Annotated in this window: 16 protein-coding genes; 11 read left to right on the forward strand and 5 right to left on the reverse strand. The window is 68.4% G+C overall.

The features are described 5' to 3' along the window. Nucleotides 1–99 precede the first annotated feature (99 nt). The 3 genes from NX1_RS29920 (at nt 100) to NX1_RS29930 (ending at nt 1916) form a co-directional block, all read left to right on the forward strand. Nucleotides 100–810, forward strand: a complete 711-nt coding sequence (locus tag NX1_RS29920) for a DUF8020 domain-containing protein (protein ID WP_068066779.1) — start codon at nt 100–102, stop codon at nt 808–810. A 149-nt stretch (nt 811–959) separates the two neighbouring features. After that, on the forward strand, nt 960–1430 hold the full coding sequence (locus NX1_RS29925) for a DUF4383 domain-containing protein (protein WP_068066730.1): 471 nt from the start codon (nt 960–962) through the stop codon (nt 1428–1430). 24 nt (nt 1431–1454) lie between these two features. Continuing rightward, entirely contained in the window at nt 1455–1916 is a 462-nt protein-coding gene (locus tag NX1_RS29930; protein WP_068066733.1) for an SRPBCC family protein, read from the forward strand. 5 nt (nt 1917–1921) lie between these two features. Here NX1_RS29930 and NX1_RS29935 read toward each other — a convergent pair whose 3' ends face one another. From NX1_RS29935 to galK, 3 genes are all read right to left on the reverse strand, one after another. Then, entirely contained in the window at nt 1922–2167 is a 246-nt protein-coding gene (locus NX1_RS29935; protein WP_068066736.1) for a hypothetical protein, read from the reverse strand. Between the two features lie 12 nt (nt 2168–2179). Next, the gene (locus NX1_RS29940; RefSeq protein WP_157120208.1) at nt 2180–3853 is read right to left on the reverse strand and encodes a sodium:solute symporter family protein; all 1674 of its coding nucleotides are present in this window, start codon (nt 3851–3853) and stop codon (nt 2180–2182) included. A 283-nt stretch (nt 3854–4136) separates the two neighbouring features. Further along, nucleotides 4137–5249, reverse strand: a complete 1113-nt coding sequence (gene galK, locus NX1_RS29945) for a galactokinase (RefSeq protein ID WP_084501852.1) — start codon at nt 5247–5249, stop codon at nt 4137–4139. Between the two features lie 312 nt (nt 5250–5561). Here galK and NX1_RS29950 point away from each other — a divergent pair, with 312 nt between their 5' ends. Beyond that, on the forward strand, nt 5562–5960 hold the full coding sequence (locus NX1_RS29950) for a pyruvoyl-dependent arginine decarboxylase (protein ID WP_218024203.1): 399 nt from the start codon (nt 5562–5564) through the stop codon (nt 5958–5960). Continuing rightward, a complete protein-coding gene (locus NX1_RS29955; RefSeq protein ID WP_068066738.1) occupies nt 5960–7513 on the forward strand; it encodes a GGDEF domain-containing protein in 1554 nt (517 codons plus the stop codon). The genes NX1_RS29950 and NX1_RS29955 overlap by 1 nt, the downstream gene beginning before the upstream one ends. A gap of 58 nt (nt 7514–7571) precedes the next feature. On the opposite strand, the gene NX1_RS29960 is transcribed toward NX1_RS29955, so the two are convergent. Both NX1_RS29960 and NX1_RS29965 read right to left on the reverse strand, forming a co-directional pair. Beyond that, nucleotides 7572–8321, reverse strand: a complete 750-nt coding sequence (locus NX1_RS29960; protein WP_068066741.1) for a DUF6319 family protein — start codon at nt 8319–8321, stop codon at nt 7572–7574. Between the two features lie 163 nt (nt 8322–8484). Next, on the reverse strand, nt 8485–9102 hold the full coding sequence (locus NX1_RS29965; RefSeq protein WP_068066743.1) for a TetR/AcrR family transcriptional regulator: 618 nt from the start codon (nt 9100–9102) through the stop codon (nt 8485–8487). Between the two features lie 183 nt (nt 9103–9285). Between NX1_RS29965 and NX1_RS29970 the strand changes: the two genes are divergently transcribed. The 6 genes from NX1_RS29970 to NX1_RS29995 all read left to right on the forward strand — a co-directional run. Next, nucleotides 9286–10653, forward strand: coding sequence for a flavin-containing monooxygenase (locus tag NX1_RS29970; protein WP_068066745.1), 1368 nt, complete (start codon nt 9286–9288; stop codon nt 10651–10653). A gap of 4 nt (nt 10654–10657) precedes the next feature. Continuing rightward, a complete protein-coding gene (locus NX1_RS29975) occupies nt 10658–11809 on the forward strand; it encodes a serine hydrolase domain-containing protein (protein WP_068066747.1) in 1152 nt (383 codons plus the stop codon). A gap of 14 nt (nt 11810–11823) precedes the next feature. Next, nucleotides 11824–12864: an NAD(P)-dependent alcohol dehydrogenase gene (locus tag NX1_RS29980; protein WP_068066788.1), complete on the forward strand. Its 1041-nt coding sequence runs from the start codon at nt 11824–11826 to the stop codon at nt 12862–12864. A gap of 34 nt (nt 12865–12898) precedes the next feature. Continuing rightward, a complete protein-coding gene (gene casG / locus NX1_RS29985; protein WP_068066750.1) occupies nt 12899–14575 on the forward strand; it encodes a steroid-24-oyl-CoA synthetase in 1677 nt (558 codons plus the stop codon). A gap of 145 nt (nt 14576–14720) precedes the next feature. Next, nucleotides 14721–15602: an alpha/beta fold hydrolase gene (locus NX1_RS29990; protein WP_068066754.1), complete on the forward strand. Its 882-nt coding sequence runs from the start codon at nt 14721–14723 to the stop codon at nt 15600–15602. 174 nt (nt 15603–15776) lie between these two features. After that, nucleotides 15777–16391 (forward strand): DoxX family protein (locus tag NX1_RS29995; RefSeq protein ID WP_157120210.1); only part of this gene is annotated, 615 nt, incomplete at its 3' end.

Genomic DNA, 16391 nt, shown 5'->3' on the forward strand with positions numbered 1-16391 from the left:
CCGGCGCATCACATCACGGCCTTCCCGTTCGTCGTAGGTATGGCCGTCGTCCTGTCGCGCCCGCGACACCCAGACAACACACAAGGAATTCACAGCACCATGAAGATCACGAAGTTCGCCATCGCCGCCGCCTTCATGACCAGCGCGATCGGCATCGCCGCAGGCACGAGCTCGGCCGCGCCGCTCGCCGACGACGCCCCCGCCGCGATCGGCTACACGGCGAACACCACGGCGACCTCCTCGATCGTCTCGATCGACGAGGGCTCGCTCGTGGTCGAGGACAACGTCCTGAAGATCAAGGCCGCCGACGGCGCAGTCGTCGCGGGCACCCCGCTCACCCTGCGCATCGACGAGTTCGAATTCCCCATCGCCGCAGACATTTCCGGCCGCACCGTCACGATGACCCCGCAGATCTCCATGGACAAGGCCGTCTACAAGCCGGTCGCGCTGCCCTTCGAGGACAAGGCGCCGTGGAAGAGCGAATACGACAGGGAGAAGGACGCCTGGTCCCGCATGACCAGCACCATCAGCATGGGCGCGAGCATCGCCACGCTGGTCGGCGGTCTGGGCGGCGCTGCGGTCGGCTGCGTGCTCGGCGGCATCATCGGCGGCGCCGCGGTCGGCGGCACCATCGTCGGGCTGCTCGGCCCCTTCCTGCCCGCCGCCGCCGTCGGCTGCGTCGCGGGCGCGGTGGTGATGGGCCCGGTCGGCGCCATCGCGGGCCAGATCTTCATCACGGCTCCGGTGGCGATCGGTGCGGCCATCCAGTACTTCACCACCATCAACTCGCCCTTCACCCCGGGCAAGTGAGCCGCTGAAGAAACTACGCTTCACCTGCGCGAACCCCGTTCGGCCGACGGCCGGGCGGGGTTCGCCGCGTCCCGGGCCGTCCGTTTGCACCCGCATGCCCCGGGTATGCGACCGGTGTATCAGTTGCCTGCACACAGAGAGGCTTTGCCATGGCAACGTTCGACGCCACCACGCGGACCAACTTGTGGTCCCCCGTGCGAATCGCCGCTTTCGCGGTCGGCGCGGTCTTTTTGCTGGTCGGCGTTCTCGGTTTCATCCCGGGCATCACCACCGGCTACGACACCATGGATTGGGCCGGGCACGATTCCGAAGCCATGCTCCTCGGAGTCTTCCAGGTGTCCATCCTGCACAACATCGTTCACCTCGCCTTCGGCGCCGCGGGTCTGCTCGCGTCCCGAACGGCGAACGCCGCCGTGGGCTTCCTGATCGGCGGCGGCGTGATCTATCTGGCCCTGTGGCTGTACGGGTTGATCGTCGATCAGGCCAGCAGCGCGAACTTCGTTCCGGTCAACACCGCCGACAACTGGCTGCACTTCGGGCTCGGGGTCGGCATGGTCGTCCTCGGCTTCGCACTGCCCCGCTTGACCGAAGGCCGCAGACACACCGGATTGCTGAACTGACCCGAGAAAGAAGAAAGGAAACTCATGAGCACAATGGCCGCCACCGTGGACGTCGACGTACCGGTCCACACCGCCTACAACCAGTGGACGCAGTTCGAGACCTTCCCGCAGTTCATGGAGGGTGTCGAGACCGTCGAGCAGATCGATGACCGGCACACCCACTGGCGCGTCCACGTCGGACCGTCGACACGCGAATTCGACGCGACCATCACCGAACAGCATCCCGACGAGCGCGTCGCGTGGAAGTCCGACAGCGGACCCCGGCACGCGGGCGTGATCACCTTCCACCGCCTGAACGACACCACCACCCGGGTGACCGCCCAAATGGACGTGGATCCCGAAGGATTCGTGGAGAACGTCGCCGACAAACTCGGCGTGCTCGAGCACCGCGTCGACCGCGACATGAAGCGTTTCAAGAAGTTCATCGAAGGCAAGGGCCACGAAACAGGCGCCTGGCGCGGCGATATCCCCCGTCCGGGTTCCTGAGCAGATCACTCCGGCGGGGCTGGCTTGCCTTCTGCGCGAGGCGGTTCCGCCGGCTTGACCGGACGCAGCAAGACCCACGTGAGGAAGGCCAGGGCGACGGCGATCATGCCTACGCCCGCCCAGATGTTGACGTCGACGCCGCCCGTCTTGGCCTCCTCCTCCGCGGTGTCGTGGACCAAGCCGGTGATCACCAGGATCACGCCGTAGCAGCCGAGCAGGGCCCCGACGATTGTCCGGATATCGAACAGCATGAGCGGTCTTCCTTATCCGACGAAGATGTTCAGGGCTATGACGAGCACCAGCGCGATCCCCGCGAGCAGAACCGGCCGCTGATACCAGGGCAGCGTGTCGGCCTCCGGGTCGGTGCGCATGGACGCGGGGGTCTCCGAGTAGACCAGGCCGATGAGGTCGGCCGCGGGTTTCGGGCGGGTCACGTGAGTGACCGCGACGCTGACCAGGATATCGACCACGAACGCCGCGCCCGCGGCCACGAAACTCGCTCCCTGCCCGGACAATTCGAAGACGCCTGCTTCGTGCAGGAGGAAAATGGCTATGGCCGAACCGGTTCCGGCGACCAGACCCGTCCAGCCCGCGGTCGGCGTCATCCGCTTCCAGAACATGCCGAGGATGAACGTAGCGAACAACGGCGCGTTGAAGAAGCTGAACAGCGTCTGCAGGTAGTCCATCATGTTGCTGAAGCTGCTCGCGATGAACGCGGTGAAGATGGCCGCGACCGTGGCGCCGACGGTGGCGACGCGGCCGACGGTCAGGTAGTACCCGTCGGAGCGGTCCTTGATCACGTATTGCTGCCACAGGTCGAAGCTGAAGACGGTGTTGAACGCCGAGACGTTGGCGGCCATGCCCGCCATGAACGCCGCGAGCAGACCCGCCAGCCCGACTCCCAACAGGCCGTTGGGCAGCACGTCTTTCATCAGATAGAGCAGCGCTTGGTTGTAGGTGACGTCGTCGGTGTAGTCCGGATCGGCGGTCACCGCCTGCTTGTACTCGACCATCTGCGGCACGAGCACCGCGCTGATCATGCCGGGGATGACGACGATCAGCGGAATGAACATCTTCGGGTAGGCGCCGATGATCGGGGTGCGCCGGGCCGCTGAGATGGAGTGCGTCGCCAGAGCTCTTTGAACCTCCACAAAATTGGTCGTCCAATACCCGAAGGAGAGCACGAACCCCAGGCCGAACACGATGCCGAGCACCGAGAGGAAGTCGTTGCCGAACCCGGTCAGTGCGTTGCCCGGCCACGACTCCAACTGCTCCGCGCCGCCGGGTGACGCTGCCACCTTGTCCCGCAACCCATCCCAGCCGCCGACCTTGTGCAGGCCGACCAACGTGAGCGGCAGCAGCGCCGCGACGATGACGAAGAATTGCAGCACCTCGTTGTAGATGGCGGCCGAGAGCCCGCCGAGGGTGATGTAGGACAGCACGATCACCGCCGCCACGATCACCGACACCCACAGCGGCCAGCCGAGCAGCACGTTGACGATGGAGCCGAGCAGATAGAGGTTCACCCCGGCGATGAGGATCTGGGCCGTCGCGAAGCTCAGCGCGTTCACCAGGTGCGCGCCGGTGCCGAAGCGCCTGCGCATGAACTCCGGCACGCTGCGCACCTTGGAGCCGTAGTAGAACGGCATCATCACCACGCCGAGGAAAAGCATGGCGGGCACCGCGCCGATCCAGAAGTAGTGGAAGGTCGGGAAGCCGTACTCGGCGCCGTTGGCCGACATGCCCATGATCTCGACCGCGCCGAGATTGGCCGAGATGAACGCGAGACCGGTGACCCACGCGGGCAGCGAACGGCCGGACAGGAAGAAATCGATGCTGGACGACACCCGCTGCCTGGCCAGCAGACCGATGCCGAGCACGAACAGGAAATACAGGGCTACCAGGGCGTAGTCGACGGGTTCCGCGTCCAGTCGCAGCTGCGTGGCCGCCTCGAAACGCAGCGGCGTCGCGCCGGAAGGTTCACCCGCCGGCGGCCACACGGAGCTGAGGAAAGATGAATCGGCAAGCGGCACAGCGTCGTCCCTCCTGGCGTGCAACCGGGCGTCGAGCTAGGTCCTGCTTCGTACGGTGTCCGTGGCATCCACTGTGCGTGATTGTGCCGCACCGGTGGGGCACAATCGCGCACAAATCTTGGACGGTTGCTCAGCGAGTCGATCGGTCCGAGGATTCGCCGCGGGGCGAACCGCACGCGCGCCGCACTCAGGATTCCCGGCGCGCTCCGTCGGCGGGAACCACGACGAACGTGCGTGGCTCGGCGAAACCCGAATCGGCGAAACGTTCGCCGACCGCGGCGGCCACCGCCTCGGTCCGCTCGCAGTCGACGAGCGCGATGGCGCTGCCGCCGAAGCCGCCGCCGACCATCCGCGCGCCGTGCGCGCCCGCGTCGAGAGCGGCCGCCACCGCCGTGTCCAGCGCGGCCGTCGAGACCTCGAAATCGTCGCGCAGCGAGGTGTGTCCCGCGACCAGGATCGGGCCGATCGCGCGCGGGTCCGCACCATGCCGCAATTTGTCGGCAACCGCTACGACGCGGGCGTTCTCAGCGACCACGTGCCGCGCCCGGCGACGGACGACCGGGTCCGCGATCCGCGCCAGGTCGGCCTCCGTGACGACGTCGCGCAGCGCGGGCACACCTAGTTCGGCCGCCGCCGCCTCGCACTGGTCGCGCCGCCGGGCGTAGCCGCCGTCCACCAGTTCGTGCGGCTGCCCGGTATCGATGACCAATAGCTCGAGACCGAATGCGGCCAGGTCGAAAGGAATGTGCTCGTAGCCCGCGGCGCCCGCGGTGAAACGCCGCACGTCGAGGAACAGCGCGTGCCCCGCGGTGCACAGCACGGCGGCCGACTGGTCGAGCACACCCGTCGGGGCGCCCGCGTAGTCGTTCTCGGCCGCGCGCGCGATGTCGATCAGTTCACGATCGGCGACGCTCGGCGCGCACAGATCTCGCAGCGCGATCGCCACCGAACACGACAGCGCCGCCGAACTCGACAACCCCGCGCCGATCGGCACCGCGCCGTCGAGCTCGAGCATCAAACCGGGAACGGAATGCCCGCGCCGCACGAACTCGGCGACCACGCCGAGCGGATACCGCGCCCAACCCGGCAGCCGGTCCCGCGCCGCGGCGAGCTCGTCGACCCCGGCCCGCACCGTCTCCCCCGGCCGCTGCCGTGACTCGACGCGGACGATTCCGTCGGCGGTCGTCTCGGCCGCGCACCGCGTCACCAGGGGCAACGCTATGGGCAGCACGAAACCGTCGTTGTAGTCGGTGTGCTCGCCGATGATGTTCACCCGGCCCGGCGCCACCCATGTCCGCACTGCTGCCTCGCTCTGTCGACTCGGAGCTCGCCCGTCGCGGCACACGTTACGAGACGCGCCGCCCCGGCATCGCTTTCGGCCGGTGCGGGTGCGCGATTCGCGCTCCTGCCGCACAGTCGAATCCGAAGCAATATCGGCCCGCAAATCGAGCCGAGAGGTCTGGGAGGGCACTATGATTCACACCACCCACTTCGCGGCCTGCTCGGCCTACAGTGGATCGATCGACTACTATTCCCGCCCCGGGCAGCCGGAGCGTGACGACCGGCAGACCGCCGGGCGCCACGGAGGATCGAGATCGGCGCGGCGACAGGGGTGGGCCCGACGGCGATGTCGGCCTTCGATGCGGCCCTGCGCGAGTTGGGAGTGGGTGATGCGAACTTGATTCGCCTGTCGTCGGTGATCCCTCCGCGCGCCATGCTCGAGCGCACCGCCCGCGACGCGATCTACTACGCGGGATTCACCCTCGTTGCGCCAAGTGCACGACAAGGGGCCGCGTTCCATGCCATGATCAAATCAGTTGTCCAGATTTTGGTCGCCGAGCGCGCTGCGGTCGGCTGGGACATCTGCTCGTACAACAACACTCAGCTCTCGTTCGCCGACAGTATCCGCGCGGTGCTCGATGAGCATATCGACGTCGAAGTCGCGGTGGAGGATTCACAGACGTACTACGCCGCACAGTTCACCAGGGACGGAGCGACCGAGGGGGGCTGATGGCATCCAGCGAAGAGCAGGCGAGCGACCACGGCTACTGTACCGGAAACATCTGGTGCGTAGCGCTTCTCGGGGGTTGGACAGCACTGATCTCGGTGCCGCTGGTGTTCGAGTCACGTGCCCTCACCCTCCTGACGATGCTGGCGGTGGTCGCGGGGGCGCTCACCATGATCGGCAGCGGGCTGCTGCGCCATCGCCCCGTCCAACCGCTGCCCTGGTATCTGCTGTCACTGTCGGCGGTGCTCTTCGCGCTCGGCACCGCGCTGCGCGATTTCACCGACGACTCGATCAGCCCGCTCGATGACATCTGCACGCTGGCCGGGTATCTGGGCATCGGGGTGGCCGCGACGGTGTGGCTGCGGCCCCGGCAGGTGCGCGGCAACTACGACCTGCTGCTCGACTCGACGCTGATCGGCCTCGGCGCACTGCTGACCTCGTGGACCTTTCTCATCTCCCCGATCCTGCAATCGCGCACGGCCACCATGACCATGGTGGTCGCGGCCGCGTATCCGATCCTCGACGCCCTGCTGCTGACCCTGGTCGCTCATTCGGTCGCCACGACCACCCGCTCGGAGACTTCGCTGCGGCTGCTGCACCTGGCCATGGTCGCCGTGCTGGTCGGCGATCTCGGCAACAGCCTCGACACCGCGGGCACCGCAACTATCGGGCACGAGGTGCTGCTGACGCCGCTGCTGATCGCCTACGCCACGGTCGGTATCGCCGCGCTGCACCCGACCATGGCGAGCCTGGGCGCACCGCGCCAGATCCATCCACACCATTCCCGGCAGCGCGCCAGCTCCATCGCGGTGGCGCTGATCGTGGCCTCGCTGGCGCCGGTGGTCGGCTCCAGCCTCGGCACGGTGGACCGGGTGGTGGTGTCCTCGCTTTCCGCGCTGCTGCTCATCGGCGTGCTGGTACGCAGCGAACGGGCCATCCAGCGCAGCGCGCGCAGCGAGCGGCGGGCGCAGTACCAGGCCGATCACGACATGCTCACCGGTCTGCTCAACCGGTCGGCCCTGCTCCGCGTGATCGACCGCAACAGCGCGCATTGGCACGCTCAGCCGCGGTGCCTGCTGTTCATCGACCTGGACGGCTTCAAGATGGTCAACGACAGTTACGGTCACGCCGTCGGCGACGAGCTGATCGCCAACGCCGCCTCCCGAATCCGGCGGGTGGTGCGCCGCGACGACGCGGTCGCCCGATACGGCGGCGACGAGTTCGTGGTGCTGGCTTCGCTGACCAAGCAGGACGCGGCCGTGCTCGCCGAACGACTGCTCGGCGCCTTCGTCCGCCCCTTCGACCTGAGCGCGGGCGAAGTGCCGATCACCGCGAGCGTCGGGATCGCGTGCGACAGTCCACGCGACCCCCAGGCCACCGTCTACGACCTGATCAGGGACGCGGATTCGGCGATGTACCACGCCAAGGAGTATTCGCTCGGTTACGCCTTCCACGACGATCTGCGGCACCCGCATCTGCCCGCGGGCCGCCCCGTCGCCGCATCCGAGACTCGATCACGGAATTGGCGCTCCAACGCGGAGAGCACCGCGGTCTGATACCGCGAACGCCGGGCGATCGAGCATCGCGGCGCGATGCGCCACACCCGGATTCGGCTCAGTCGGCCAGTTCCTCCAGCAGCCGCCTGGCCTCCTCGAGCTCGGCCTGCAACTGCTCGACCTTGGCGCGCTGCGCGCCGCGCGCCGCCTCCAGCACTCCGGAGACCACCTCGGCCACCTCGGGGTGCAGGATCTTCGCCGCCTGCGCGACCGCCGAACTGTTCACCGGAAGCCCGCGCACCGAGCGCTTCTTGCCGTTGACCACCTCGACCGTCCACTCGCCGTCGGCGGTGCCGGACAGCGTTACCGTGACCTCCGCCGACTTCGGCTTGCGCGCGGCCGCCTTCGCGGGCTTCGGCGCGCCCGCCGGCTTGGGCGTCGCGGCCGGGGCGCTCGACTCCGTCACCGGCGCAACGGGTTTCGGCGCAGGCGGAGCAGGCGCGGGGCTGACGGTCGGCGCCGGTGCGGTCGTCGTGGTCGACGGCTGGGTCACAGTGGAGTCCTTCCTGGTTGTCGACTTCGGCTGGCTGGCTGGTGCGGTCGCCGCCTTGTCCCGCGACGGCTTGGTCAACGTCACTTCGGTCGGAGAAAAGGACAGTACATCCTTCGAACCGGTCGGCCGCACTTGCAGGAAGTCGCCGTCGGCGGGATCACCCAGTGCGACCACCTTGCCCGAACGACCTTCGGGCACACCGACGGCCGCGGCGGTGAACCAGACCATGGGCGGGCGGCCACCCGCGATCTCCGTGGCGATCTGCTCGATCTCGATGTCGGACAACGGCTTGGGCTTGGTTCTTGGCGACGGCATGGGGCACTCCGAGCGGGCTTCGTTGATGTCTGCGTGCACAGATGATGCCGCACGCCACCGACAGATTCTCACGGCGTCGCGAATTCGTACCGCCGCAACCCGGCTCACGCTTCGCAGCAAACACCGGGCTACAGCGGATACGTCATGCCCTGCCGCGCGATGGTCACGGCGCTTGCAGCGCGGGGAACCAGATGTCGGTGAGCACCTCGGCCGCCTGGTCTGCGTCGACATCGATGGTGCCCTGCATCGCCCACCGGGTGAAGAACCGCTCCAGTTGCGCGACAAGCAGTTCCACGCGCAGCCGGGCCTCGTCCCTGCGCTCGACGGGCCAGCGGGCCAGATAGGAGGTCATCGCGTTGGGCAGTGCCGCGATGCCCTGCCTGGCGATCTCGCGGAACTCCGGTTCCAGCGTGGTCGCCTCGTCCCAGGCGGGCAGCAGGTCCTTGTATTCGTGGAACCAGACGATGGCCCTGTTCATCCAGCCGACGAAGGCCTCGCGCGTGCCGACATCGAGCACCCGGTCCAGATCCTCGTAGAAGTGCAGCGCGGTAGGCGCGGTGGACTGCGCGGCGACCGCGCGCAGGATGTCCAGCTTGCCGGTGAAGTGCAGGTAGAAGGTGGCACGGCTACACCCGACCGCAGCGGCGATCTCGTCGACTCGCACCGCGGCGTACCCGTTGGCGCCGAACAGCGTCTTGGCTGCCTCCAGCAGTTTGGCCCTGGTCTGCAGCTTCTGTTCGTCGCGCAGGCTCAGCCCGGCTTGGTTCGATTTGGTCGGCATGGTGAACGGTAACTCCGTCTCGTCGGCACTTCCAGTAGACATCTTGTCACTCACTAGACAGCAAGTCTAGCGAGTGTTAATTTGTTGCGTACGTCACTTCGGTGACGGACGGCTTCCCGCGGTGCTCGCGGCCACTTTCTCCGCGCCCGCCGTCGCCGGCAGCTCGAGACGAGGACATCGACTTTGACTCCACAGCAACTTCCCCTGGTATGTGTCATCGGCGCAGGACCGTCGGGGATCACCGCCGCCAAACGCCTGCAAGACCACGGCATTCCGTTCGACTGTTTCGAGGCGAGCGACGAGGTCGGCGGCAACTGGTATTTCAAGAACCCGAACGGCATGTCGGCCTGCTACCAGAGCCTGCACATCGATACGTCCAAGTGGCGCTTGGCTTTCGAGGACTATCCGGTACCCGAGGAATGGCCCGACTTCCCACACCATTCGCAGCTGTTCGAGTACTTCAAGAACTACGTCGACCACTTCGGCTTGCGCGACAAGATATTGTTCGGCACCAAGGTCACCGCGGCCGAACGCCAGCCCGACGGCCGCTGGCTGGTGACCGCCTCGGACGGCCGCACCCGCGCCTACGACGCGCTGGTGGTGTGCAACGGCCATCACTGGGACCCCCGGATGCCCGATTACCCGGGCGAATTCGACGGGGTGCTCATGCACAGCCACGCCTACAACGACCCGTTCGACCCGATCGACATGCGCGGCAAACGCGTGATCGTCGTCGGTATGGGCAATTCCGGTCTGGACATCGCCTCCGAGCTGTCCCAGCGTTTCCTCGCCGCGAAGCTGACGGTCTCGGCGCGGCGCGGCGTGTGGGTGCTGCCGAAATACGTGCACGGCATGGTTGGCGACAAACGGAGTGTGCCGCCGTGGATTCCGCGCAAGCTCGCACTCAAACTGAAGCAGCGCTTCGTCCGCAAGTTCCGCGGCGACATGGAGTTCTACGGTCTGCCCGCGCCCGATCACAAGCCCTTCGAGGCGCATCCGTCGGCCAGCGAGGAATTCCTGCACCGCGCGGGCTGCGGCGACATCACGTTCAAGCCGGCCATCACCGCGCTCGAGGGGCAGCGGGTGCGCTTCGCAGACGGCAGCGTGCAGGAAGCCGACGTGATCGTCTGCGCCACCGGCTATCACATCAGCTTCCCCTTCTTCACCGATCCGCAACTGCTGCCGGACAACGAGAATCGGCTGCCGCTGTTCAAGCAGATGATGAAACCCGGCATCGACAATCTCTTCTATCTCGGTCTCGCCCAGCCGCTCCCGACGCTGGTCAACTTCGCCGAACAGCAGAGCAAGCTGGTCGCGGCGTACCTGACCGGGCGGTACCTGCCGCCGGATCCGGACGGGATGCGCGAGAACATCCGCGCCGCGGAGGAAGCGCGCACGGGCCGCTACTACGACTCGCCGCGGCACACGATCCAGGTCGAGTTCGAGGCCTACGTGCGCGATATGAAGCGGGAGATGGCCAGGGGCGCCAAGCGCGCGGCCGCGGCCGGTCACGCGCTGCCGGTGCCCGCCCGAGCTCTGGAACGGGTGTGAGGCCATGACGAACACCTCGGGCTACTGCGCCGAACCCTTCGGCGGCGTGCGACAGGAATTGGAGAATCAGCTGGCCTCCGGCGCCGAGCTCGGCGCGTCCGTCTGCGTGACCGTCGACGGCGAGCCGGTGGTCGACCTGTGGGGCGGGCACCTCGACGAGGACCGCACCGACCCGTGGCAGCGCGACACCCTCGTGAACGTCTTCTCCATCAGCAAGACCATGACCGCGCTGTGCGCGCTGCTGCTGGTCGAGCGCGGCGAGCTGGACGTGTACGAGAAGGTCGCGCACTACTGGCCGGAATTCGGCGCGAACGGCAAGGGCGACATCGAGATTCGGCACATCCTCGGGCACACCTCCGGCGTGTCCGGGTGGCAGCCGCCGATCGAACTGACCGACATCTACGACGCGCGCGCGGCCGCCGAGCGCCTGGCCGCCCAGCCGCCTTGGTGGGAGCCCGGCACCGCCTCGGGCTATCACGCGCTCAACTATGGGCACCTGGTCGGCGAGGTGGTTCATCGCGTCACCGGGCGCAGCCTCGGCCGTTTCTTCGCCGAGGAACTCGCCGGGCCGCTCGGCGCCGATTTCCACATCGGCACCGGACCCGAGCACCGCCCGCGCATCGCGCCGCTGATTCCGCCGCCCGCCTTGCAGTTCGACATGTCGGCGCTGGACCAGGACAGCATCCTGGTCAAGACCCTCACGAATCCGCTGCTCGACGTCGCCGAGACCGCCACCGCCGGGTGGCAGGAGGCCGAGATCGGCGCGGTCAACGGCCATGGCAACGCGCGTTCGGTGGCGCGGGTGCAGTCCGTGGTGTCCTGCGGGGGCACGCTGGACGGACGGAAGCTGTTGTCGGACAAGACCATCGACCTGATCTTCGAGCAGCAGTCCGACGGCGTCGACCAGGCGCTGCTTGCGCCGCTGCGCTTCGGCATCGGCTACGGCCTGCCGCATCGGCAGACCGCGCCCGCGGTGCCAGAGGGCCGGGTCTGCTGGTGGGCCGGCTACGGCGGGGCGATCGTCGTGAACGACCTGGACCACCGCCTCACGTTCGCCTACACCATGAACAAGATGGAGCCCGGCATCATGGGCTCGGCCCGCGCCGATGCCTATTTGCGCGCGACCTACGCGGCCGTGCGGGAGGTGGCGGCATGACCGGGCGCGACACGATGCGAGCGCTCCAGTTGACCGGACCAGGCACGCTGGAGCTGCGCGAGGTGCCGGTGCCGTCGATCGGCCCCGACGATCTGCTGCTGCGGGTCGGCGCGGCGGGCATCTGCCATTCCGACCTGCACGTGCTGGAGATTCCGTTCCAGCTGCGCGCGGATCCGCTGACGCTCGGCCACGAGGTGGCGGGCACGATCGTCGAGATCGGCGACCGGGTCGCGGGCCATCGGATCGGCGACCGCGGTGTCGTCTACCTGTGCTGGTCGTGCGGCGTCTGCCGGGAATGTGTGCGCGGCAACGAGAACGTATGCCTGGCCGCGGGGCGCACGGCGATGCCGCCGTGCCCAGGACTCGGTCCCGACGGCGGCATGGCGGAGTACATCCGCATCCCCGCGTCGGCGTTCGTGCCGATCGGCGAGCTGGACTTCGCCCAGGCCGCGCCGCTCGCCGACGCCGCGCTGACGAGTTATCACGCGATCGACGGCGCGCGCGACCAGCTGCGGCCGGGCGCGACGGCCGTCGTCATCGGGGTCGGCGGGCTCGGGCACGTCGCGGTGCAGATCCTCGCCGCGACCACCGCCGCCAAGGTGATCGCGGTGGACGTCGGCGCGGACAAGCTGGCGGTGGCGGACGCGTGCGGCGCCGACGAAGGACTGCTCGCCGACGCGGGGACCGCCGCGGCCATCCTGGAACGGACCGGCGGACGCGGCGCGGACGCGGTGTTCGACTTCGTCGGCGTCGAGCAGACCGCGCGCCTCGCGGTCGAGTCCGTCGCGCCCAACGGCGCGTACCGGATGGTCGGGCTCGGCGGCGGCGCACCGGAACTCACCGCGGCCCCCGCGGGCGGACCCGGCTGGCCGTGGGGAGCCACGGTGCGAAAGTCTTACGGCGGCACCAAATCCGATCTGATCGAGTCCGTGGCGCTGGCTCGATCGGGCAGACTCCGGGTCGAGGTCGAGATCTTCGCGCTCGACGACGGCCGCGAAGCGCTCGATCGCCTGGCGGACGGGCGGATCCGCGGGCGAGCGGTACTGATCCCGTGAACCCGAACCGCGCACGAACGACGAGGAACATCGAATGACGAAATCCATGGATCCGCAGGCGCTGGCGGCGACCGTCATCGGACGGCTCACCGGACCGGGCGGCGCCTTCGAGATGACTGTCGAGGACGTGCTCGGCGCGCCGCTGCCGGTAATGAAGCACCGGGGCCGCGCGCTGCGCGAGGTGCTCGCCGCGTCTGCCGCACTCGGCGACCGCGAGTACCTGGTGACCGAGGATCGGCGCCTGTCCTACGCCGAGCACGCGGCCGAGGTGGGCGCGCTGGCCAGGGCGCTGCGCGACCGTTACGGCGTCGGCAAGGGCGACCGCGTCGGCATCCTGGCGGCGAACACGCCCGAATGGGTGGTGGCGTTCTGGGCCACGCAGTGCCTCGGCGCGATCGCGGTCGGTTACAACGCGTGGTGGGCGCCGCGCGAGATCGCCTACGGACTCGGGCACGCCACGCCCACGGTGCTGATCGTGGACGCCAAGCGGGCCGCGCAGGTCGCCGCTCTCGGCGTCGACGTCCCGGTGCTGACGATGGAGCGCGACATCCCGGATCTGGTGGCCGAGTACGCCGCGGGCGAGCTGCCCGATGCCGCCGTCGCCGAGGACGATCCCGCCGTCATCCTGTACACCAGCGGCACCAGCGGGCGACCCAAAGGCGCGGTGCACACACACCGAAATCTGCTGGCCGTCATCGACTACCACCGCTTCAACGACGCGCTCGCCGCGGCCTTCGCGGGCGGCGTCGACGACGGCGGCCCCAAAGGGCGACGCTTCCTGCTCACCTCGCCGCTGTTCCATATCGCCAGCCTGCACAACCTGGTGCTGCCGCGGATGGCCACCGGCGACACGGCTGTCATCTATCAGGGCGCGTTCGACGCCGATCGGGTGCTCCGGCTGATCGAACGCGAACGCATCAGCAACTGGGGCGCGATGCCCACCATGGCCACCCGGCTGCTCGAGGTGGACCTCTCCGCCTACGACGTCTCCTCGCTGGCCGCCTTCTCGCTCAACTCCGCGCCCTCCTCGGCCGCGCTGCAACACCGATTGCGGGAGCGGTTGCCGGTCGCGCGGACCGCGCTGGTGACCAGCTACGGCATGACCGAGTGCTCGACCGCCGCCACCATCGCCGCGCCCGCCGAACTCGCCGCGTTCCCTGACACGGTGGGCCGCCCGGTGATCGGGGTGAGCCTGGAGATCCGCGACCCGCTCGGCGAACCGGTCGGCGAGGGCGTCGAGGGCGAGATCTGGGTGCGCAGCCCCTACGTGATGCTCGGTTACTGGAACGATCCGGAGGCCACCGCGGCGGCCATCACCCCGGATCGCTGGCTGCGCACCGGCGACATCGGCATCGTGGAGGAGGGCAGGCTGCGACTGTCCGGCAGGCGATCGGATCTGATCCTGCGCGGCGGGGAGAACGTCTACCCGACCGAGATCGAGCAGTGCCTCGACGAGCACCCCGAGGTGAGGGAGAGCGCCGTCGTCGGCGTGCCGGACGCCGATCTGGGTCAGCAGGTCGCCGCCCTCGTGGTGGTGGACGAGGGCGCGACGGTCACCGAGGCGGACTTGCGCGCGTTCGCCGGGGAACGGCTGGCCTACTACAAGGTGCCCGCGCTCTGGCGACTAACCACCGCACCGCTGACCCGCAACGCGACCGGAAAGGTCGTTCGCGCGGGCATTGCCGAAGCGCTCTCCGACGTGAAGGGATGACGTCGTCCGGTTTGCTCGGAGAATTCGGGCAAACCGACCGGTCCGCTTGCCCTGGGGCCGAGGTCTCGACCCGCCACCATATAGAGGTCTACCTTGGTGAATCAGGCGTGCACATCGCACGCCGCACCACTCGCAAGGAGGCGACGTGGCGACTTTCGCGCACCAGGGCCGGACCGTAGTCTTCGATCGCACCGGCAGCGGACCGCCGATCGTGCTGCTGCACAACGCGGGAACGCAGCGACATATCTGGGACGACCAAGTGGCGGTGCTCCGGCGCGACCACGAAGTCTTCGCACTCGACCTGCCCGGCTACGGCGAATCCGACCAACCGGCCGCGGGCTACCGGCTCGAAGACTACGTGCGCATGCTCGGCGCTTTCCTCGACGCGCACGACCTGTCCGACGTGATTCTGATCGGCAACTGCCTCGGCAGCGCCACCTCGCTGGGATACGCCATGGCGCATCCGTCGAACGTGCGCGCACTGGTGCTGGTCAGCCCGCTCACCCGCAACACCGTGCGCAAGGGCGAACAGGCCGGCCTGGCCTGGGTGGACGGCAAGCTGCCGCTCGCGCCACTGGCCAAGCGGCTCGCCCTGCCCGATCCGGTGGTCTCGCTGATCATCGCCAATCAGCTCGGCGCGCGCGGCAAGCGCCTCGGCCTACAGCATTCGCGACGGCTCAAGGCGCACTGGAGCGATCGTGGTCGGTTGCAGGCCCTGCACGGTCTCGTGCAGGACTTCCCGTCGTTCCGCGTCCTCGACGAGTTCACCCCCGGAGCCGCCTTCCCGCCGATCTGCACGATCTGGGGCAAGCAGAACCACATCCTCTCCGCTTCGGCGGGCGCCGTGCTGGATCGCACGCTGCACCCGCACACCAGCGTGGTCCTGCCGGATTGCGGCCACCTCCCGATGGTGGAGGACCCGACCGCGGTGACAACGGTGATCACGGACTTCCTCGCCGCCCCCGAGATCCGTGCGCACGGCGCTCGCCGTCCGCACACGGACACCTCGTTGCCACGGAGTTCCTGACCGGCGCGGTCGGACGCGCTCCGATCCGGAAACGGCCGGAGCGCGCACCGTCGACTCGCTGACGTGCACTTTCCTCTCGGCACGACCATGCACGGGCGTATGCTGATCTTGGTGTTTGGCGTTCTATGCCACGGGAACCCGGTCGATAAGCCATCGAGGAAAGGGTTGACGTTCATGTTGCTGCGCCGACTTGCCCGACCGCTGCTGGCGACCGCTTTCGTCGCCGACGGGGTCGATACCCTGATCCATCCCGAACCGCGCGCGAAGTCCGCCGCGAGCCTGGTCGAGCGCGGTGAGCGTTCGCTGCCGGACAACATCGCCGCGAAGCTGCCCGCCGATCCGGCGACCGTGGTTCGAATCAACGCCATCGCGCAGGTCTCGGGTGGGGTGCTGCTCGCGCTCGGCAAGGCGCCTCGCCTCGCCTCGCTCGTGCTCGCGGCCACGGTCGTCCCCGCCACGGTCACCGAACAGGACTTCTGGGCCGAACAGGACCCGGACCGGAAAGCCGCCAAGCGCGCGGCCTTCCTCAAGGACATGAGCCTGCTCGGCGGACTGCTGATCGCCAGCGCCGACACCGAGGGCAAGCCGTCGCTCGGCTGGCGCGGCAAGCGCGCTGCCCGCAGCGCGGCGGCCACGGTCTCGGCGGCGCTGCCGTTCGGCGCCGCGGACAGCTCGACCGGTGAATCGCTGCGCCAGCACGCGCACGACGTCGCGGTGCGCGCCAAGTCGCTCGGCGACACCGCCGCGACCAAGGGCTCGGAATTCGCCGAGACGGTGCAGACGCACGGA

The sequence above is a fragment of the Nocardia xishanensis NBRC 101358 genome (assembly GCF_001613365.1).
GTDB lineage: Bacteria > Actinomycetota > Actinomycetes > Mycobacteriales > Mycobacteriaceae > Nocardia > Nocardia xishanensis.